This window comes from Thalassobius sp. Cn5-15, assembly GCF_022347685.1.
Taxonomy (GTDB): Bacteria; Pseudomonadota; Alphaproteobacteria; order Rhodobacterales; family Rhodobacteraceae; genus Thalassobius.
In genome coordinates, this window is record NZ_JAKRGF010000001.1 from 98372 (window position 1) to 117057 (window position 18686).

The following is an 18686-nucleotide window of genomic DNA, read 5'->3' on the forward strand; positions in this document are numbered from 1 at the left end:
ATTTTCTGCGAATTGGGCTGCCTTTTTGTCCGGTCGCGCGTCGGGGCGGGGATGGCTGCTGGGTCAGTCTTGTGTGTGCCCTGATGTAGTGGCCTGTAAATTTTTCGCGTCCAAAGTGACCGTGCGATCTGCCAATCGGGCCAGCAACCCCTGATCATGGCTGACCACCAGCAGGGCTGCGCCGTGATCGGCGGCCTGTCGCAGCAGCGTGCTGACATGCTGGATTGAAGGGCTGTCCAGCGCACTGGTGGGTTCGTCGGCGACGATCAAGGCGGGTCGGGTGATGGTGGCGCGGGCAATGGCGACGCGCTGGCATTGACCAAGTGATAATTCCGCAGGACGGGCATGGGGGTCTACCAGCTCCAGTCCAACCGACTGCATCGCTTCTGCCGCGCGGGCTTTTAGTTGCTGTTTACTCAGCCTTGGCTGGCCGCGGGCGGTGAGCGGTTCACTGATGGACCGCCAGATCGGCCAATGGGGCACCAGACTGGCAAGTGGGCCCTGAAAGACCGGTAGAATGGCGCCGGGGCGCTGCAGAATAGGATCCCGCCAGATGGTGCCGGTGCTGGGGGTCTCCAACCCCATGACCAGTCGTAGCAAGGTGGATTTTCCCGACCCTGACGGGCCTTGCAGTCCGACAATTTCGCCTGCGCCGATGCTGAGGTTTGTTGCCGGTAACGCCTGAATGCGACCACGTTTGTAGCTGACACCTGCGGCCTCCAGCCGGATCAACGGTGAGGGGGAGGTGGCTTTGCGGCGGGGGGGCAACGGAGCGAGGGCCGCGAGCAATCGCTTGGTCGCCGGATGGCGGGGGCGGCTGCGCAGGTCTGATGGCGTGGCGACCTCAACCAGTTCGCCCTGATCCAGCACCCCGATACGATCCGCGTTTCGCAGAACCAGATCTATGTCATGGCTGATCAGTAGGATGGCCGACCCGGCGCTTTTTAGCGCCTGAATCACCGATTGGGCGCGGTCTGCATCCAATGCGCTGGTAGGTTCATCGGCAACCAGAATAGGCGGTGTGAGCGCAGTTGCGGCGCTGATTGCGGCGCGTTGCAGCATGCCACCGCTCCAGGTGTGGGGAGGGGCATGGATCCGCACGGCCGCCTCCGGCACGCCAAGGCGGTCAAGCCGCGCGACAATCTCTGCCCAACGGACGGGCAGGCCGTGGCAGCGCCAGGCTTCGGCTACATGATCTCCTACGGGGCGCAGGGGATCGCAGCTGACCCAAGGATTCTGCGCCACAAACCCGATCTTGTGACCGCGTATGCGGCGCCAATCCGCCTTGCTGGCTTGTGCCATATCGACGCCATCCAGTTGCAGGCTGCCGCCAATTCTGCTGCCTCCGCCGTGCAGTCCCAGAAGGGCACGGGCGATGGTGGATTTTCCGGTGCCAGAGCCGCCCAAAAGTGCAAAGCATTCTCCCGCGGCTACCGAAAAGCTGACGTTGCGCACCGGCATGCTGCCGTTGGGATAGCGAACCGAAAGCCCGCTGCACGACAGGGCGGGTTTTGCGAGCGATGTCATGACTGTTCGTCCTTTGCGCCTGCGACGTCGCGCAGGGCATTGCCGATCAGGTTGGCGCTCAACACAGACAGGAAGATCAAGCCCGCCGGCGCGATGAGCAGCCAGAGTGCCACGGTAAAGTATAGCCGTGCCTCAGATAGCATAGCCCCCCATTCCGCGTGTGGCGGCTGTACCCCCAGTCCAAGAAAAGAAAACCCAGAGATCGCGCCGATCATCCCGCCAAGCGCCAGACTGGCAACAATGCCCAGCTGCAGGGCCACATCCGGCAGAATATGGCCGCAAATGATACGCCAGTTCGGCACACCGGCAAGGCGGGCGGCGATCACATGTGGCTGATGGCGCGCGTTCAGCGAAAGCGATCGCGCGAGCCGTGCATACCACGCCCAATCGGCGATGATCAGCGCCAGCAGCAGATTCAGGAAACCCGGCCCCAGAATGCCTAAAACGGCAAAGGCCAGCACCAGTCCCGGCAGGGTCATCGCGATATCGGCGGTGCGCATCAGCACGGTGTCAACAACGCCGCCCAGCAGCCCGGCGGTGGTGCCGATGAGCAGCCCGATCACAAACACCGCCGCCAGGACCAGTGTCGCCGCGCCCAGTGATCTGTGGGCGGCGTCCAGACTGCGGCTGAACATATCGCGCCCCGTTGCATCGGTGCCAAAGGGATGGGCCAACTGTGGTGGTTTCAGCGCGTTGATGTAGTTTGGCTGGTTGGGATCCGCTGGAGTCCAGACCGCGCCGACCATCGCAAAGAGGCACAGCGCAAGGCCAAGGATCAGCCCCAGCCGCCCACTGCGGTGGTGCCACAGTTTCGCCAGCAGGCGCCGCGGCACTTGGCGGGGCAGGGGGGCGGGGCGGGTTAAGGTGAACGAGGTGGTCATTTCGATGGGTCCCTCAATCGCGGGTCCAGCAGGATGGCCGCCAGATCAACCAGTAGGGCGGCGGCCACATATGACAGGGCTGCGATCAGCACATAGGCCTGAATCACTGGATAGTTGCGGGCTGAGAGTGCTTCGAGAACGTAGGCACCAAGGCCCGGCCAGGTAAAAATCGCTTCGATCAACGGGGCGCCGCCAATCAGCGCGCCGATGCTGACGCCAATGGCAGTCAGAAAGGGGAGGATCGCATTGGGCAGCGCATGGCGCAGCAGGATGCGCCCTTCTGATGCACCACGGGTGCGGGCCACGTCGGCATAGCCGCTGGCCATCGCCTGCAGCAGACCTGCGCGCAACAGTTGCGTCCAGCTGGCGGCACGGTCCAGCCCGATGATAAAGGCAGGGATCAGCGCCGCCTGCCATGTCACATCTGCCAGAACCTGCCCCATCTGAAAGCCGACAATCAGAAAAGTCAGGGCCAGTAGCGCAAACACAAAGGTTGGGAAGGCCGCACCGATCTGGGTGTAGATGCGGATCAGGTGATCCGGCCAGCGATCACGAAATCCGGCGGCGATCAGTGCAAAGCTTAGCGAAAACACAATCGAAAACCCCAGCGCCAATCCCAGTAGGATCAGCGTTGCGGGCAAACGTTCCAAAATTTCCTGTGTGACAGAGGCCTGACTGGTAAAGCTGAGGCCGAAGTCGCCCTGCATTACATTGCCAAGCCAGTTGATAAACTGCACCGGCATCGGATCATAAAGGCCCAGTTCCACCCGGGTGGCCTCAATCTCGGCCGGCGTGGGCGTTTCGACGCCCCGCGCCAACAGAACGCGGTTCGCAGGATCGCCCGGTGCAAGTGGCAACAGGGCAAAGACGATGACACAGGCCGCCAGTGCGGTCAGCGCAGCCTGTCCCAGCCGTATCAACGCGGCGAACATCAGTCCGCCGCGCCGTTTTATTTGATCAGAACTGATCACTTGTTCGGGGCCGTGTCCCATTTGATGTGGTTCCAGGCCACAGCGGGGACGTAGTTGGACCATGCGTCGCTGACCAGCGCACGTTCTTTCAGGATGGTCAGGTTGAAGATGTAGGGATCGTCTTCGGCCACGATCATCTGGATTTTGCGCAGCATCTCGTTGCGGGCCTCTTCGTCCACGGTGACGTCCAGTTTTTCGATCAGCGCCTGCGCCTCTGCGTTGCAGTAGCCGCCGTAGTTGCGATCCCCCCCACAGGCCACATAGCGGTTCAGGAAACCACTGACCGATCCGACGGTGGCGGTGCCGGTGGCCGACAGGGCAATGTCCCATTCCACCAGATCGTTCATCGCCGCCTCACGTACACTGTCGACGGATACCACTTCGGAAGCGATGCCAACTGCGGATAGATAGGTCTGCATCGCGCTGGACAGCGGCGCCAAATCGGGCTGCTGCGGATAGATCATGATGGTGACCGAAAGGGTTTCACCGTCCTTGGTACGGGTGTCGCCCGATCGGACCCAACCAGCATCGTCCAGCAGCGTGTTCGCGGCGGCCATATCATATTTGTAGTTCTTCAGCGCGTAGGCGAAGTTGGGGTTATAAAGGCCGGTCGCCGGTGCCTTGGCGCCATGAAAGACGGAATTGGCAATCTCTTCATAGTTCATCGCCAGCATGGCTGCGCGGCGTACTGCTTTTTCCTCAAACGTCCCGTTGGTCACATCCATAAAGCCGACAAAACCACCGGTGGACAGCGGTCCCAGTGCCAGATTGAGGTTCGGCGTTGCTTTGAACACTGGCGCGGCGGCGATGGGCGGGTAAAGGGCAATGTCCACCTCACCGTTCTGCACCGCGAGGATGCGGGCATTGGCGTCAGAGACAAAGCGCAGCTCAACCCCTTCCATCACCGGTTTACCCTGCCAGTAGTCCTCATAGCGTTCGGCGATCATTTTCTGATCGTCGAGGCTGATCAGTTTGAACGGACCGGTGTGAATGCCCGCGCCTTCCAGTTTCTCAAAGTCATCGCCCGCGGCCAGAACCGTTTCGACGTCGATGATCATCAGGCGGCTTTCATGGGCCAGAATGTTGGGCAGTTCGGGGGTTGGAACGCCGGTGTTCACGGTGATCTCACGCGGGCCAGTCTTTTCAAACGTGGCCTCGGCTGGCACCACCGCCTGTGTGCCAGAGCTGTTTTCGCGGAAATAGGCGATGGAGGCCAGCACCGCGTCCACATCCATCGCTTTGCCGTTCTGGAAGGTGACGCCATCGCGGATGGTGATCACCCAGGTGGTGTCATCTTTGCGGGTCAGACTCTCGGCCAGCCAGGGCGTGATGTCGCCGTTGGGCTGGAATTTCATCAGCAATTCACCTTGACCAAATTCCTGCATCCAGAAACCTTGCTTGACCGGATCCATGCTGCGGATCTGAAAGCTGGTGGCCATGTTGATGATCTTGTCCTCTGCCAATGCAGGGGCGGCGGTCAGGGCAGGCAGTGCGGCCATTACCAGAGCGCTGGACAGCATCAGTGATTTCAATGTCATACGAGTAACTCCTTTTGGGATTTGGGTATTTGAGGGGAAGGGGCGTGGTCTGAAACGGTGTTTTCTGTTGCGGTCTCTGCTGCGTCGCGCACGGCGCGCGCGGTGTGAAAACGCAGGTCATCGGCGCTGCCGCCTGCAACCAGCACTTCACGGACAAAGCGGCGAGTGGCGGCCACGTCAGGCAAGCGGTACCAATGCCCTTGCGGGTATAGCGCCAGCACGGGACCTTTGTTGCAGGGGTAAATGCAGCCGGTGCGGGTGGTCAGGCAACGGTCCGAAACACCTGCCGCGACCAGTTCCTCTTTCAGCATATGGGTGAAAGAGGCGGCGCCGTGAACCGCGCAGCGCGGGCCAGTGCAGACCAGCAGATGAAAATCGAAGTCCGGCGGCATGTTCCAGCCGGGTTTGCCCAGTCGTGGCTTAACCGTTGCGATCGGTTTTGCTGTGTCTGGCTGGGCCAGCAGGCTGGCGGCATGGGCCATCAGGGCGGCGGGATCGCGGGCAGGGTCGGGCCCCATGGCCAGATGGGTGTCTGCGTTTTCGCCCCGCGTGCGCCAATCCGCCAGGACGCCGGGGATCCATGTCAGCAGGCTTTCAGGGAAGGGATAGCCAAAGGGCTGCACCTTGATCCGGCGATGCCCTTCGGCACGCATCTCATCAAGCGCGTTGATCAGGCTGGGTCCTGTTTCTTCCAGCCGGATCAGTCGCGTCGGCTGTGAGGTTGCGGCGGCCACCGCGTCCTGCATGCGTGTCAGCGCACCCTTGCTGAGCGTATAGGCCGAAACAACAAACAGGACCGCCCCGGCGGCGGATGTGTCTGCGGTGTCTATCTGGTGTGTTTGGGTGTCATCTGTCTGCATCGTCCCCTCCGCACTAACGCGTGCGGGTGTGCAGGAACGGTCATGTTACAGGCCAGCCCTAAGACTGTTTCACAAACTGGATCACAGATTGCACTATGGGTCTCACATAGGGACCTTGCCAGTATTACCATCATCATTTCCCCCCGGAACACCCCGCCCGGATCAGTTTCAACATCAGCGCTGAAGCGCCTTTGATGGCAGGTCTCCTGACTTGCGGGTCAACATGGATCTGCGCCTTCCCGGATCAGTTGATCCAGTGGCCTCTGGCAGTCCACTACCGCTTACAGTTGCGGGGGCAGTCACGGAATTGGCGCCTCTAGGCTTTTCCTCACCGTGTTCCCTATTAAGCCTCAGAGAATGCAGATCCCTAAGGCACCATCTGGGGCTGTGTTTGCAGAAAGTAGAATTAAACCGCAAGTGTTTTTTGTCATGTGTACATTGGGCATGACAGTGGTGCGCCGCGTTTCAGCCCGGATCCGGCGGTGTGGTTGGTTGTGTGCTCAGGCAGGCGAAACCGTTCTCCCGACCGATGTTCAGTGGTGTCTTGGTCCAGGCTAAGGCATTGGAAGTATGATCAAAACGGGCGGCTGTTTTTGTGATCTATGTAGTGTAACATCCGGAAACTGGGGCAAAAACCTACGGACTCATTTTTTGTCACGAAAATGCAAAACACCTCTTGCACCTCTCATGGGCATTATATAAACTCCGCCTCACGGGTGATTAGCTCAGTTGGTAGAGCGCTTCGTTTACACCGAAGATGTCGGGAGTTCGAGTCTCTCATCACCCACCATCCTTCCTCAAAATATGTTAAAAGCACCCCCACCTCTCACGGCTATCGCGGTTAGATCTTCGCGGTCTTTTGCGCTATGGCGGGCTGACGGCGGATTGCTATGAGCATGATCGTTGCGGCGCGTGGACTGAATGCGCGAATGCTGACTGATAACGCCTAGGCGCTAACTTTAATGTGATCTTTCGTTCTATGGTGTTGCATGCTACTGCAAAGTGCAGTGTGAAAAGGCGATTGAGGCCATCCGCACGCGCATCGATACTCAAAAACGCGAAAGATCCAATGAATAAAATTCTGGCCGCTTTTCTGGCCCTTTCAACCGTCGCGCAGCCCCTCTATGCCAACACCAGCGCGGCGGAGATTCCGTCGGGTGACGCTCTGGTGGAACTGGTTTTGGGCAAGCATGTTTCCCCCGAAAACGGGCCCAAGGGCCAGATCGCGTCGTTCCTTGAAGGCGGCGTATTCAAGCAGCGTTCCCCCAGCGGATCAGCGCGCGAGTTCAACTGGCGCGTTGATGGTCGCCAGATCTGTCTGGGCGTGGGTGATCAGGGCGAGTGCTTTGAGGTTATCTCGGCCGGTGGGGACCACATCACGTTGAAGGCGTTGGTTGGTAACCGTAAGGAAAACATCAAGAAAATGATGTTTGTGACCGCTGACGGGGAGCCGATCGGCAAAGTGGTTGTGCCGAACACTGGCGCTGCGCTCAACTTGGTTGGGCGTGTGATCACGGTCGAAGAGGTCAACGCACCCTCCAGCATGAAAGGCAACAAAACTGTATTTGCCTTCACCTCCGCGGACGAAGTGGATATGTCCTTCGTTGATGCCAGCGGCGATCCGGTTCTGGGTGGGGGGCTGGACGATGTGTTGCCCTATACAACAAGCGGCGACACTCTGTGTCTGGTGATCGGCGAAAACCGTGAACGCTGCGTTCAGATGATGATCAAAGGAAGTGATGTGCGTCTGGTTCCGATCAAAAAGGGCGTTCTGCAAGAAGATGACGCCATGATTGGCATGATCAAGTAAATGCTGTTTTCGGTATTTAGGCCCGCATCTTTTTAGTTCGGGTGAAGCGCCTCGGATCGCATATGATCCGGGGCGTTTTTATTTGGTGATTTGGCGCCACCTCTGCATTCCTGCACACCCCCTGTCATCCGCATGGCATTTATGAATCGATTGGATCGCTTATCTTTCCTTCATCAGGAGGTGCTACAAGATGAGCTGGAATCCCTTATTCGACACAACCGTTCCCATTGGTGATCAGGTTGATCAACTGGAGACGCTGATTGTTCCCCGCGCGCGCGACCTTGGTGGCTTTGAGGTGCGTCGCGCTCTGCCGCACGCACGGCGGCAAATGGTCGGGCCGTTCATCTTTTTTGACCAGATGGGACCGGCTGAATTTCTGACAGGGCAGGGCGTTGATGTGCGCCCACACCCTCATATTGGTCTCGGCACGGTGACCTACCTTTATCAGGGGCGACTGCACCATCGGGATTCGCTAGGCACCGATCAGTGGATTGAACCTGGTGCCGTGAACTGGATGAAGGCGGGCTATGGCATCACCCATTCCGAACGCACCGATGAGGGGATGCGCGATGTGCCCTTCAATATGTTCGGTATCCAGACATGGCTGGCCCTGCCAGAGGGGCATGAAGATGACGCGCCGCTGTTTCATCATAGTCCAAAAGCGGATCTGCCCATTCTGGAAGGTGAGGGTAAGAAAATGCGCCTGATTTTGGGCCGCGCCTACGGCGTCGAGGCGCCCGTGCCGATGCCGTTTGAGGTGTTTTATGGCGATGCTAAACTGGAAGCGGGCGCGCAGATGCCATTACCGGATGATCATGAGGATCGCGCGGTCTATGTAATTGATGGCAGCGTTTCGCAAGGCGGGCAAAGCTACGAGGCGGGTCAAATGCTGATCTTCCGCCCTGGTGACGCGATTTCGATAAAGGCAGGGGAGGCCGGTGCACGGATCCTGATTCTGGGCGGTGAAACCCTGTCTGGCCCGCGTCATATCTGGTGGAATTTCGTTGCCTCCAGCAAGGAAAGGATTGAGGCCGCAAAAGAAGCCTGGCGGGCAGGGGACTGGGCGCATGGGCGATTCCAGTTGCCTGCGGGCGACGACCGCGAATTTATCCCATTGCCTGCGCGCTAACCGCTGTCCCTGACAGGTAAATAACTGATGGGGCGAAAGTTTTTTCCGCCCCATTTCCCAATGAAAAAAGGCGCTGCAGTGGGTGCGCGAAACTTTTGTGTTTTTTGTGTCATGATCCGCTTGACCTCCCCCGTGGCTCAGCATAAACACCCCACACGCTCAAGACGATGAGCGAACAGTGAGCGGTTGTAGCTCAGTTGGTTAGAGTACCGGCCTGTCACGCCGGGGGTCGCGGGTTCGAGTCCCGTCAACCGCGCCACCACTGTTCAATTCGTCGGAGTGCCAGATTGCGCGGTTGTAGCTCAGTTGGTTAGAGTACCGGCCTGTCACGCCGGGGGTCGCGGGTTCGAGCCCCGTCAACCGCGCCACTTCTCCTTCGGGAGAAACAAAACACCCTTCGGGGTGTTTTTGTGTTCTTAGGGCTCTCTCCATGTGGTGGGACATGAACGTGGTGGGGTATTAAATGGGCCTGTTACCCCGGCCCTGTCTGCTGCCGAACTGCTTAGGATTTATCGTAATGATATCCTAGGCTTGCCTCTTGCTCTAGATCCAGCTTCGACAGCATATAGGCGCGGTCCTCTGGTGACAGGACGACTGGCGTTTCGCCACGTTCTTCTAATGACACAGACAAGTTGAACCGGTTGCCAAGGCGGCGATTGACTGGTTTGAAGAACGGGCGCCGCATCGACAGATCAAGGTTGGTTTTCACCCACTCGATGAAGGCTTCGGGGTCGTTCTGCACCGTTTCCGCACGCACCAGCAGTATGTTGCAATCGCGGTTCAGCATGCCCAGCAGCGTGGCCATTTTCACGTTGCGCAGATCAAACAGGTTCTCAAACGCGCGGCCAGTGATGGGGTGGCGGTCAAATTGTAATTCCAGCCCCTCAGTCTGGCCTGTCATCTCGCCCACCACTTCTTCGAAATCCGCTTCGCGGTCGACGATCCCGCGCCACTGAGAGCGCAGGAAGGTACCGAAAGTGTAGGCTTGGTTCTGCGGGTCCAGATGCCATGGACGTTTGTGCATCGACAGCGCCCAGGGTTCGGCATTGCGCACCACGGCGACCATCAGAAAATCGCGCGGGATCGCCACCATATGAGGTGCGGCATGTTTCCAGCCCAGCGATTCCGTGCGCACGATGTTGAGGTTTTTGTCGATCAACTTGCGCACCAGATTGGTTGCTGACGCGCGTTCGCCAAAGACCTGAAAATGCGTCAGTGGCACGTCATGTGCGCGTTGGAAAAACAGGCCGGTTTCCCGAAAGCTATCAGGGATCATCTGCGCAAACTCCTCAATCAAATCAGGGCTGTGCGTCGCCCTGTTGCGGTGATCATATTTTATTTCTCAAATTGCATCAAACGGGTTAGACCTTGGGGTCATAAAGGTCGCGCCTGTGCGGCAAATATATCGGGTAGAGAGTATGCAATCGACAGCCGCCATCGTCACCATGGTGCGGGACGACCATTTTTTTCTGAAAGCATGGCTGCGCCACTACGGCCCAATTTTTGGCCGCGAAAACCTATACATCATCAATCACGGCCGTGGTCGCGGGGTGGAAGAGCTGGCCGAAGGCTGCAACATCATCGGTATTCCGGGTGACCCTCATAAAAACTTCGATATGAAGCGTTGGCGGCTGCTCAATAACCTCGTGATGGGCCTGCGCAGCTACTACAATCATGTGATCGTCGGCGATGTGGACGAACTGGTGGTGATTGATCCCGAAGAGGGTAAAAATCTGCTGGAGTATCTGGAAGAGCAACCGATCCGGCGTGTGTTGACGCCGCTAGGGTTGGAGGTGATCCACCGCATTGATGAAGAACCGGACGCGATCACCGATAAAATCCTCGGTCCCCGCCGCCACGTCCGTCTGGCGCCGCATTATTCCAAACCTTGTGTGATCTCCGCCGGGACTAAAATCGCCCGTGGGGGACATTTCACTCAGTACGGTAAACTGTTTACGCCCGACTGCCTTTACCTGATGCACCTGAAGTTCTGCGACTTCCCCGAATACTCGGCGGCGATGGATCGTCGCAATGCCGTGACGGGTGAGATCGGTGATGATGTGAAAGAGATTTCCATCGGCCGCCACTGGTTCGCCGAAGCCCGTGGCGAGGATCGTGCAACCTTTGAGGCATTTGCAGATCTGGAAATGGTCGATGGGTTCGATATGCGCCTTTACCGGCGCAAGATGCAGCGCACGTTCGGTCCGCGTGGCGACACTGGTTTTTACAACTTCGCCCGTCCAGATTATCAGCTGCAATTCAAACTGCCAGAACGCTTTTCCGGTATTTTCTAGGCGTTCCGCGTGCTGCAGGGCGGCGACGAAGGGGCAGTTATGAAGGGGGCAGCGCCCCCTTCCTTTCGTTTCGGAGGATTATTTTGCCAGTGCATCCATAATCCGGGCCCAGCTGCGGATGCCTTTGTGAAAGCTTTTCATGTCATACTTCTCATTAGGGGAGTGGATGGCATCATCGTCGTTGGCGTAGCCCACCAGCATAGAATCAAGACCCAGCACGCTGTTGAAGTAGCCCACCACCGGGATCGATCCGCCCATGCCGGTGAATACCGCTTCGCGTTCCCACTCATCCGACAGGGCGCCGCGGGCAGCCTCGAACTCTGGCCGGTCGAGGTTCATCACTGAGGCAGGCGAGCCTTCCATATCGTTGTCCCAGGTGACGGTGATGTCGGTGGACAGCCGCTCCTCGACGTGCTTGCGGATTTTGTCGCGCAGCGCGTCGGGGTCCATATCGCCAACCAGTCGACAGGTGATTTTACAGTGGGCTTTCGACGGCAGAACGGTTTTTGAACCGACACCGTTATAGCCCCCCCACAGACCGTTCACTTCCAGCGTCGGGCGCGACCATTGTTGTTCCAGCGTTGAATAGGCCTTTTCGCCATGCGCCTTGCTATAGCCGACGGAGTTCAGATATTCGGCCTCATCAAAACCGCAGTTTTCCCATTGGCGCAGCTGGTCGGCGGGCACTTCGTGCACACCTTCATAGAAGCCATCCACAGCCACTGCGCCGGTTTCATCGTCGTAGAAGCTGGCGATGATGCGGGACATTTCCCGCAAGGGGTTCAGGCCGGGGCCGCCGTAGTGGCCGGAATGCAGGTCGATGCGTGGGCCGGTCAGGGTGAACTCATCTTTTAGCATGCCGCGCAGTTGCGACGCGATCGACGGCACGCCACGCGACACCATAGAGGTGTCACAAACCAGCGCCAGATCCGCCTGTAGCTCTTCTTTGTTTGCCTCAAGGAAAGGGATCAGCGAGGGGGATCCGCTTTCTTCCTCACCTTCAAAGAAGAAGGTGATGCGGCAGGGCAGGGTGCCATGCACCGATTTCCATGCCCGACACGCCTCAACAAATGTCATCAACTGGCCCTTGTCGTCCGACGATCCGCGGCCGCGGATCACGGTGCCATTCGGTGTCTCTTCCAGACGCGGCTCAAACGGCGGGGTGTCCCACAGGTCCAATGGGTCCACCGGCTGCACGTCATAGTGGCCATAAAACAGCACATGTGGCGCCCCTTCGGGGGCGTCGTTGATATGACCCACCACCATCGGGTGGCCGGGGGTGGCACGTTTTTCGGCGTCAACGCCCAGCGATTTCAGGTCGGCAACCAGCCAGTCGGCAGCGCTGTCACAGTCCGCCTTATAGGCCGGATCGGTGGAGATGGAGGGGATTCGCAACAGCGCCATCAGGCGGTCGGTTGCGGTTGTGATCTCTGCGTCGATCTTCTCCAGAACGGGGGTAAGGGCCATTCCAGCGTCTCCTTTTCTTGGTATTTTGTGGCTGTGTCAGTGCCGAATTCGTTTGTGGGCAAGGTAACAGCGCATTTGGGCTTGTCCACCTAGATGCTTGATGCAAATCAAAGATAAAAGGAGCGTCAATTTGTTACCTTTTATGAAGATCGCCGCTGCAGTATGTGCTACTGCACTTTTAAATATGTTCAGAAACTGGTCGTTGGTGATGAAAACCTAGGCCTGTTATACGAACCGCCGAGCCAGAATAAGGACGAGCCAAGTGGACTATACTGCGAAACTTGATGACGCGCTGAACAAGCTGCACGAAGAAGGTCGTTATCGGACGTTCATTGATATTGAACGTGAGAAGGGTAATTTCCCGCATGCAGTCTGGACCCGTCCTGATGGCGAAAAGCAGCCCGTCACCGTCTGGTGTGGCAATGACTATCTGGGCATGGGGCAGCATCCGGTTGTTCTAAACGCAATGCATGAGGCGATTGATGCCACCGGCGCAGGCTCTGGCGGCACCCGCAACATTTCTGGCACCACGGTTTATCACAAACGGCTGGAGGCCGAACTGGCGGATCTGCATGGCAAAGAGGCGGCACTTTTGTTCACCTCTGCCTACATCGCCAATGATGCGACCCTGTCGACACTGCCGAAACTGTTCCCGGGTCTGATCATCTATTCGGATGAGTTGAACCACGCCTCGATGATCGAAGGTGTGCGCCGTAATGGCGGGGCCAAACGCGTGTTCCGTCACAATGACGTGGCGCACCTGCGTGAATTGCTGGCAGCTGATGATCCTGCCGCGCCGAAGCTGATTGCCTTCGAATCGGTGTATTCGATGGACGGCGATTTCGGCCCGATCGAAGACATCTGCGATCTGGCAGATGAATTCGGCGCCCTGACCTATATTGATGAGGTGCACGCCGTGGGCATGTACGGCCCCCGGGGGGGCGGTGTGACCGAACGTGATAATCTGGCGCATCGCATCGACATCATCAACGGCACACTGGCCAAGGCTTATGGCGTGATGGGCGGCTATATCGCAGCTTCGGAAAAGATGTGTGATGCGATCCGCTCCTACGCGCCGGGCTTTATCTTTACCACCTCGCTGCCGCCTGCGGTTGCTGCGGGCGCTGCGGCATCGGTTGCCTTCCTGAAGGAAGATCAGGCGTTGCGTGAACAGCACCAGACCCAAGCAAAGATCCTGAAGCTGCGTCTGAAGGGCATGGGGCTGCCGATCATTGACCACGGCAGTCACATTGTGCCGGTCATTGTCGGCAATCCGGTGCATACCAAGAAAATGAGCGACATGCTGCTGGAAGAGTTTGGCATCTATGTACAGCCGATCAACTATCCCACTGTACCGCGTGGCACAGAACGCCTGAGATTCACTCCCTCGCCGGTGCATGGCCGGAAGGAAATGGACAAGCTGGTGCGCGCAATGGACGAACTTTGGTCGCACTGTGCGCTGAATCGTGCCGATCTGAGTGCCTAATTCTATATCTGGTGGTTTAATCCTTGCCATGTGCTAGGCTGAGAGAAACAAAGAGCACGGGTCGAATCGTGACATATCTTAGGGCGAATCGCTGATAGGGCAGTGGGGATGATCAGGCGGAAAGCACCAAAAACACCGGCGCAGGATGTCGAACAGCCGAAAGGCTTCGACGATTTTGAGCGCAAGCTTGGCGACATGATGCGTGGCGAACGTGCCACCATGGGTAAGTCGCTGCTTGATGTGCAACAAGAGCTGCGCATCAAGGCCTGTTATATTTCCGCTATCGAAAACTGCGATCCGTCGTCGTTTGACACGCCCGGTTTCATCGCGGGCTACGTTCGTTCTTATGCGCGTTACCTCGGCCTTGATCCCGACGAGACCTTTGCAATGTTCTGTGCCGAAAGCGGCTTCAGCACCGCCCACGGCATGTCCGCTGCCGCCTCCGGTCTGCCGCGCAGAGAAGCGTCGGCGGTGATTGCACCGGCTGCGACCGATCCCTTCCAATCCCCCAACATGCCCTTTGCCCCTGCGCCAAGCGGCTTCTTCGCCACTATTGAGCCGGGGGCCATTGGCTCGTCTCTGGTGCTGTTGGCGGTTATCTGCGGCCTTGGCTACGGCGGTTGGTCTGTTTTGAATGAAATCCAGCGGGTGCAATTCGCCCCGGTGGAGCAGAGCCCGAATGTTCTGGCTGATCTGGACCCTGCCGGCAGCGCTGCTGACACGGGCGAGGGGGCGGTTGTGGCAGGGTCCTTTACCGCGCCGGTCGAAGGATTGGATCGCCTTTACCGTCCTCAGGCGCTTGAGGTTCCGGTTCTGGCGGCCCGGGATGCGCCGATTTCGACATTGGATCCGGCCGCTGTGGGCAGTTTCCTGCCGCCTGAGCCGGATATTGACTTTGGTTCCATCGCGGCAGCGCCGGAACTGGCTGTGCCGCAGGTGGTCGAAGACGCTGCACCCGGTGTGCAGATGGTTGCCGTGCGTCCTGCATGGGTACGGGTACGTGCCGCGGATGGCAGCGTGATCTTTGAGGGTATCATGGAACCGGGTCAAACCTGGCCCGTACCTCAGACCGAGGAAGCGCCCTCGCTGCGCGTAGGGGAAAGCGGTGCGATCTATTTCAAAGTGAACGGCCAGCACTATGGCCCTGCGGGCGCGCGGGGCACTGTTACGTCTAATCTGGCACTGTCGGTGGACCACCTGACCGCGACCTACAGCGTGGCTGATCTGGACAACAATCAGGAGCTGGCCAGCGCGGTTGCAGCGCTGCAGTAACAGCGCCGATTGCGACATAGCCGAATATCGAAAAGGCAGCCCCCGGGCTGCCTTTGTCGTTTCAAAGGGGCTGTTGGAACGCGCCCTTATTGTTCTGCCCGCAGGGCGGCGATCATGTCTTGCATGCCATTCAGCGGAACGTAGCCGCGCAGCAGTTGGTCCTGGACCACAAAGGTAGGCGTGCCGGAAATCGCCAGCGCACCGGCCAGTTGGCGGTTATCAGCGATCAGCTGTGCCACGCGCGGATCCTCCATCGCGCCCAGAATGGCGTCACCGTCCAGATCGAGTTTTCCCGCCAATTTCACCAGAGACCCTTCGGTGATCTTGCCACGATACTCCATCAGCGCATCGTTTAACTGGCCATAGGCTTCGTCACCGGCCACCAACTGGCTGGCGATGGCAAAGCGCGACGCCAGCAGCGACTCTTCACCCAGAATGGGGAACTCTTTGACGATGAACCGGATGTTCTGATCACCGGCGATCAGCTCTTTCACCTCGGCGTGGGCCTTTTTGCAGTAGCCGCAGCGATAATCGAGGAACTCGACCATCACGATGTCACCTTCGGGATTGCCCGTTTCCCAGGCACGCTCATCTTCAAACAGCATCGGCGCGACGCGGGCGATGGTGTTCTGGTCACGTTGCGCCTCAAACTCGGCCTGACGGTCCTGATATATCTCATAAGCTTCGACGATCACCTGCGGGTTCTCCAGCAGGTAGCTGCGCACAGCCGCGCCAAAGGCCTGCTGTTCTGCCGCGTCCATTTCTGACAGGTCCAGTGCCTGCGCGGGCACAGTCATGGCGGGCAGGGCGAGGGTGGCCAGCGTCAACGCACCAGCAAGGAGTTTCTTCATGATTATTTCCTCTTTGAAATCTTGGCCTGTTTCTCAGCCTGAGAGAGCACATCCTGAGCCCGACGCCAAGGGGCAGAGCCGCGTGGCAGAAGGCCGCTGGCCCGTTTGGAATGAATAAGCGCGCTTTTGAAATCGCCGCGCAGGGCGTAGCGTTCCGCCGTGACCAGTGACGCATGGCCGGGTTGACCCAGTTGCGCATAGGCCGTGCCCATATCACGCAAAACGCCACTGTTGCGGAAATCCTTCTGCCGCGCACGCTCCAGCACGGTCAGTGCCGATTTGTGCTGCCCTGCCAGAAGCAGCGCGCGACCCTGACCACCAAGGATCAAGGCATCACGTGGCGCCAGTTTCGCCGCCCGCCCATAAGCGTTAACCGCGGTGCTGATCTGGCGGTTTTCCAGCAGGATCTGACCGCGCAGTTCATGCAGATACGGATCATTTGGACGTTTGGCGATCGCCTGATTGATGTGGCTGAGCGCTTTTTGGGTTTGCGAATTGCGGTGATAGGCGATGGCCTGTCGCATCAGACGAATATCGGCACTGGTGCTGTCTTTGGCGCGGCGCAGGGTCCAGCTGGGGGCGCGTTGAAAGGCGGACAGTTTGCCCTGTGCGCGGGCAAACCAATAGTCCGCCGTGCTGCTGTCGGCGGGTTTGCCCTGCACCCCCGCGGCCAGCGCCTTCACTGCGCGCAGGCGGTCGCGGCTCAGGGGGTGTGTGCGGGCATAAGGGTCTTGGCGATGTTCGCTCAACAACTCCTGACCGCGAAACAACTCCAGCACCTCGGCAAAGGCGTGCGGGTCAACACGGGCAGAAGCGAGATAGCGAATGGCGCTGGCATCGGCAGAGCTTTCTTCGGCGCGGGTGTGGGATTTGAACAGGCGGTCGGCTGTGCTTTGGCTGCCAATGGCAATGCCACCGGCTGCCGACGGATCAGCCCCCGCCGCGGCAGCGGCCACCGCCAGCGCAACACCCAGTGCGGCCGCAGATCGCGAACTGCGTGCAGCCTGTGGGCGGCGGGCCAGATGACCGTTGGCAATATGCGCCGCCTCATGGGCGATCACCGCCTGCAGCGCGGCAGCAGATTTCAGTTTCATGATCAGGCCCGAATGCAGGAAGATATGGCGCGTATCGACCACAAAGGCGTTGAGGCTGGGATCCTGAATGACCAGCACCTTCACCGTGCCAGAGGGCAAACCCGCCGCATCCAGCACTGGTTTGGCTAGCACAGATAGTCCATTTTCAATATCCGGATCACGCAGCAGCGTCACAGCCCGAGCCGCCATCGGCTGTAGGGCCAGAATGATCACCATTGCGACGATATGGATACATCGGGTCATTGACGCCCCTCCTGTTTCGCGCTCAAAAGGCGCGTCGTTATGCGCAGAATGGGAGATAGTGATGCGGAACTCAAGACGCTCTGAGGTTGATCCCTTCATTGTGATGGATGTGATGGAAGCCGCTCATGCTGCAGAGGCCGCAGGCCGTGATATTGTGCATATGGAAGTGGGTCAGCCCGGTACCGCCGCGCCCGCAGCCGCCCGTGCCGCGCTGACCCGCGCGATGGCGACGGACAGTCTGGGCTATACCGGCGGTCTGGGCCTGCCCGCGTTGCGCAAACGCATCGCGCAGATGTATGGCGAATGGTATAACGTCGATCTGGACTGGAACCGCGTGGTGATCACGCCGGGCTCTTCTGGCGCATTTACCCTTGCCTTTTCGGCGCTGTTTGACAGTGGCGATCGTGTTGGTATCGGCGCGCCGGGCTATCCCTCCTATCGTCAGATCCTCAAGGCGCTGGGGATGACGCCGGTGGATTTACCCAGTGCACCGGAAAACCGGCTGCAACCGGTGCCGGCGGATTTTGCGGATATGGAGCTGAACGGCCTTCTGGTCGCATCCCCCGCTAACCCCACAGGCACGATGCTGGATTACGCCGCGATGGAGCGCTTGATGCTGGGGGCATACGCACATGGGGCTTCTTTCATCTCGGATGAGATTTATCATGGTATTGAATATGAGGCGAAGGCCGTCACCGCCCTTGAGGTGAGTGATGAGTGTTATGTCATCAACTCATTTTCAAAGTATTTCTCGATGACCGGCTGGCGCTGTGGCTGGATGGTGGTGCCCCAAGATCAGGTGCGCATTGTTGAACGTCTGGCGCAGAATCTGTTCATCTGTTCCCCGCACGCCAGCCAGATCGTTGCCCTGCATGCAATGGATTGTGAGGAGGAACTGGAGGCAAACATGGCCGTCTATCGCCGCAATCGCCAACTGATGCTGGAGGGGTTGCCCAAGGCCGGTTTCACCAAGATCGCGCCGCCGGACGGGGCGTTCTTTATCTATGCTGATGTTAGCGATCTGACCAACGACAGCCGTGCCTTTGCCTCTCAGATTTTGGAGAAGGCGGGCGTTGCAGTCACGCCGGGTCTGGATTTCGACCCAGTGCGCGGGGGTGGGACGCTGCGGTTTTCCTATGCGCGGGAAACTGCGCAGATCGAGGAGGGGCTGGCGCGCCTGCAACGCTTCATGGCAGAGCGGGGCGCCTGAGACGCCTGTTGGATTCGGGTATGTATCAGATCATTGAAAGGAGCCGGTGCTGT

General features: G+C 58.8%; 15 protein-coding genes, 3 tRNA genes and 1 riboswitch. Of the genes, 9 read left to right on the forward strand and 9 right to left on the reverse strand.

What is annotated here, in order from left to right; translation table 11 throughout:
* Positions 1 to 63: 63 nt before the first annotated feature.
* Genes MHM86_RS00470 through MHM86_RS00490 form a run of 5 tightly spaced genes read right to left on the reverse strand, consistent with a single transcriptional unit; the run spans position 64 to position 5777 of the window.
* Entirely contained in the window at positions 64 to 1527 is a 1464-nt protein-coding gene (locus tag MHM86_RS00470) for an ABC transporter ATP-binding protein (protein ID WP_239194654.1), read from the reverse strand.
* The gene (locus MHM86_RS00475; protein WP_239194656.1) at positions 1524 to 2408 is read right to left on the reverse strand and encodes an ABC transporter permease; all 885 of its coding nucleotides are present in this window, start codon (positions 2406 to 2408) and stop codon (positions 1524 to 1526) included. Before MHM86_RS00475 ends, MHM86_RS00470 begins: the two co-directional genes overlap by 4 nt.
* Complete coding sequence (locus tag MHM86_RS00480) at positions 2405 to 3400, reverse strand: ABC transporter permease (protein ID WP_239194658.1); 996 nt, start codon at positions 3398 to 3400, stop codon at positions 2405 to 2407. The genes MHM86_RS00475 and MHM86_RS00480 overlap by 4 nt, the downstream gene beginning before the upstream one ends.
* Positions 3376 to 4917, reverse strand: coding sequence for an ABC transporter substrate-binding protein (locus MHM86_RS00485; protein ID WP_239194660.1), 1542 nt, complete (start codon positions 4915 to 4917; stop codon positions 3376 to 3378). Before MHM86_RS00485 ends, MHM86_RS00480 begins: the two co-directional genes overlap by 25 nt.
* Positions 4914 to 5777 carry a (2Fe-2S) ferredoxin domain-containing protein gene (locus MHM86_RS00490; protein WP_239194662.1) on the reverse strand — a complete coding sequence of 288 codons (864 nt, stop codon included), beginning with the start codon at positions 5775 to 5777 and terminating at the stop codon, positions 4914 to 4916. Before MHM86_RS00490 ends, MHM86_RS00485 begins: the two co-directional genes overlap by 4 nt.
* Positions 5778 to 5955: 178 nt before the next feature.
* Positions 5956 to 6172, reverse strand: a riboswitch (cobalamin riboswitch).
* Positions 6173 to 6491: 319 nt separating this feature from the next.
* Here MHM86_RS00490 and MHM86_RS00495 point away from each other — a divergent pair.
* The 5 genes from MHM86_RS00495 (at position 6492) to MHM86_RS00515 (ending at position 9084) form a co-directional block, all read left to right on the forward strand.
* A tRNA-Val gene (locus tag MHM86_RS00495) sits at positions 6492 to 6567 on the forward strand.
* 279 nt (positions 6568 to 6846) lie between these two features.
* Positions 6847 to 7587 carry a hypothetical protein gene (locus tag MHM86_RS00500; protein ID WP_239194664.1) on the forward strand — a complete coding sequence of 247 codons (741 nt, stop codon included), beginning with the start codon at positions 6847 to 6849 and terminating at the stop codon, positions 7585 to 7587.
* A 190-nt stretch (positions 7588 to 7777) separates the two neighbouring features.
* On the forward strand, positions 7778 to 8716 hold the full coding sequence (locus tag MHM86_RS00505) for a pirin family protein (RefSeq protein ID WP_239194667.1): 939 nt from the start codon (positions 7778 to 7780) through the stop codon (positions 8714 to 8716).
* Positions 8717 to 8898: 182 nt separating this feature from the next.
* Positions 8899 to 8975, forward strand: a tRNA-Asp gene (locus tag MHM86_RS00510).
* A gap of 32 nt (positions 8976 to 9007) precedes the next feature.
* Positions 9008 to 9084, forward strand: a tRNA-Asp gene (locus tag MHM86_RS00515).
* Positions 9085 to 9218: 134 nt separating this feature from the next.
* On the opposite strand, the gene MHM86_RS00520 is transcribed toward MHM86_RS00515, so the two are convergent.
* The gene (locus MHM86_RS00520; RefSeq protein WP_239194670.1) at positions 9219 to 9992 is read right to left on the reverse strand and encodes a hypothetical protein; all 774 of its coding nucleotides are present in this window, start codon (positions 9990 to 9992) and stop codon (positions 9219 to 9221) included.
* Between the two features lie 142 nt (positions 9993 to 10134).
* On the opposite strand from MHM86_RS00520, the gene MHM86_RS00525 reads away from it, so the two are divergent.
* On the forward strand, positions 10135 to 11010 hold the full coding sequence (locus tag MHM86_RS00525) for a glycosyltransferase family 2 protein (RefSeq protein ID WP_239194673.1): 876 nt from the start codon (positions 10135 to 10137) through the stop codon (positions 11008 to 11010).
* 78 nt (positions 11011 to 11088) lie between these two features.
* On the opposite strand, the gene MHM86_RS00530 is transcribed toward MHM86_RS00525, so the two are convergent.
* Positions 11089 to 12477, reverse strand: a complete 1389-nt coding sequence (locus tag MHM86_RS00530) for a M20/M25/M40 family metallo-hydrolase (RefSeq protein ID WP_239194676.1) — start codon at positions 12475 to 12477, stop codon at positions 11089 to 11091.
* A 262-nt stretch (positions 12478 to 12739) separates the two neighbouring features.
* Here MHM86_RS00530 and hemA point away from each other — a divergent pair, with 262 nt between their 5' ends.
* A complete protein-coding gene (gene hemA / locus MHM86_RS00535; RefSeq protein ID WP_239194679.1) occupies positions 12740 to 13963 on the forward strand; it encodes a 5-aminolevulinate synthase in 1224 nt (407 codons plus the stop codon).
* Positions 13964 to 14071: 108 nt separating this feature from the next.
* On the forward strand, positions 14072 to 15235 hold the full coding sequence (locus MHM86_RS00540; protein WP_239194682.1) for a helix-turn-helix domain-containing protein: 1164 nt from the start codon (positions 14072 to 14074) through the stop codon (positions 15233 to 15235).
* An 86-nt stretch (positions 15236 to 15321) separates the two neighbouring features.
* Here MHM86_RS00540 and MHM86_RS00545 read toward each other — a convergent pair whose 3' ends face one another.
* Both MHM86_RS00545 and MHM86_RS00550 read right to left on the reverse strand, forming a co-directional pair.
* Positions 15322 to 16086, reverse strand: a complete 765-nt coding sequence (locus MHM86_RS00545) for a DsbA family protein (protein ID WP_239194685.1) — start codon at positions 16084 to 16086, stop codon at positions 15322 to 15324.
* Positions 16087 to 16088: 2 nt separating this feature from the next.
* Positions 16089 to 17423 carry a M48 family metalloprotease gene (locus MHM86_RS00550; protein ID WP_239194688.1) on the reverse strand — a complete coding sequence of 445 codons (1335 nt, stop codon included), beginning with the start codon at positions 17421 to 17423 and terminating at the stop codon, positions 16089 to 16091.
* Between the two features lie 61 nt (positions 17424 to 17484).
* Between MHM86_RS00550 and MHM86_RS00555 the strand changes: the two genes are divergently transcribed.
* A complete protein-coding gene (locus MHM86_RS00555) occupies positions 17485 to 18633 on the forward strand; it encodes an aminotransferase class I/II-fold pyridoxal phosphate-dependent enzyme (protein WP_239194691.1) in 1149 nt (382 codons plus the stop codon).
* Positions 18634 to 18686 lie beyond the last annotated feature (53 nt).

Bases quoted from the DNA above. Each gene is read 5' to 3' on its own strand.
- MHM86_RS00540 (WP_239194682.1), top strand. From the start codon at position 14,072: ATGATCAGGCGGAAAGCACCAAAAACACCGGCGCAGGATGTCGAACAG.
- MHM86_RS00470 (WP_239194654.1), bottom strand. From the start codon at position 1,527: ATGACATCGCTCGCAAAACCCGCCCTGTCGTGCAGCGGGCTTTCGGTT.
- MHM86_RS00500 (WP_239194664.1), top strand. From the start codon at position 6,847: ATGAATAAAATTCTGGCCGCTTTTCTGGCCCTTTCAACCGTCGCGCAG.
- MHM86_RS00480 (WP_239194658.1), bottom strand. From the start codon at position 3,400: ATGGGACACGGCCCCGAACAAGTGATCAGTTCTGATCAAATAAAACGG.
- MHM86_RS00555 (WP_239194691.1), top strand. From the start codon at position 17,485: ATGCGGAACTCAAGACGCTCTGAGGTTGATCCCTTCATTGTGATGGAT.
- MHM86_RS00505 (WP_239194667.1), top strand. From the start codon at position 7,778: ATGAGCTGGAATCCCTTATTCGACACAACCGTTCCCATTGGTGATCAG.
- MHM86_RS00550 (WP_239194688.1), bottom strand. From the start codon at position 17,423: ATGACCCGATGTATCCATATCGTCGCAATGGTGATCATTCTGGCCCTA.
- MHM86_RS00490 (WP_239194662.1), bottom strand. From the start codon at position 5,777: ATGCAGACAGATGACACCCAAACACACCAGATAGACACCGCAGACACA.
- MHM86_RS00545 (WP_239194685.1), bottom strand. From the start codon at position 16,086: ATGAAGAAACTCCTTGCTGGTGCGTTGACGCTGGCCACCCTCGCCCTG.
- MHM86_RS00525 (WP_239194673.1), top strand. From the start codon at position 10,135: ATGCAATCGACAGCCGCCATCGTCACCATGGTGCGGGACGACCATTTT.
- MHM86_RS00475 (WP_239194656.1), bottom strand. From the start codon at position 2,408: ATGACCACCTCGTTCACCTTAACCCGCCCCGCCCCCCTGCCCCGCCAA.
- MHM86_RS00530 (WP_239194676.1), bottom strand. From the start codon at position 12,477: ATGGCCCTTACCCCCGTTCTGGAGAAGATCGACGCAGAGATCACAACC.
- MHM86_RS00485 (WP_239194660.1), bottom strand. From the start codon at position 4,917: ATGACATTGAAATCACTGATGCTGTCCAGCGCTCTGGTAATGGCCGCA.
- MHM86_RS00520 (WP_239194670.1), bottom strand. From the start codon at position 9,992: ATGATCCCTGATAGCTTTCGGGAAACCGGCCTGTTTTTCCAACGCGCA.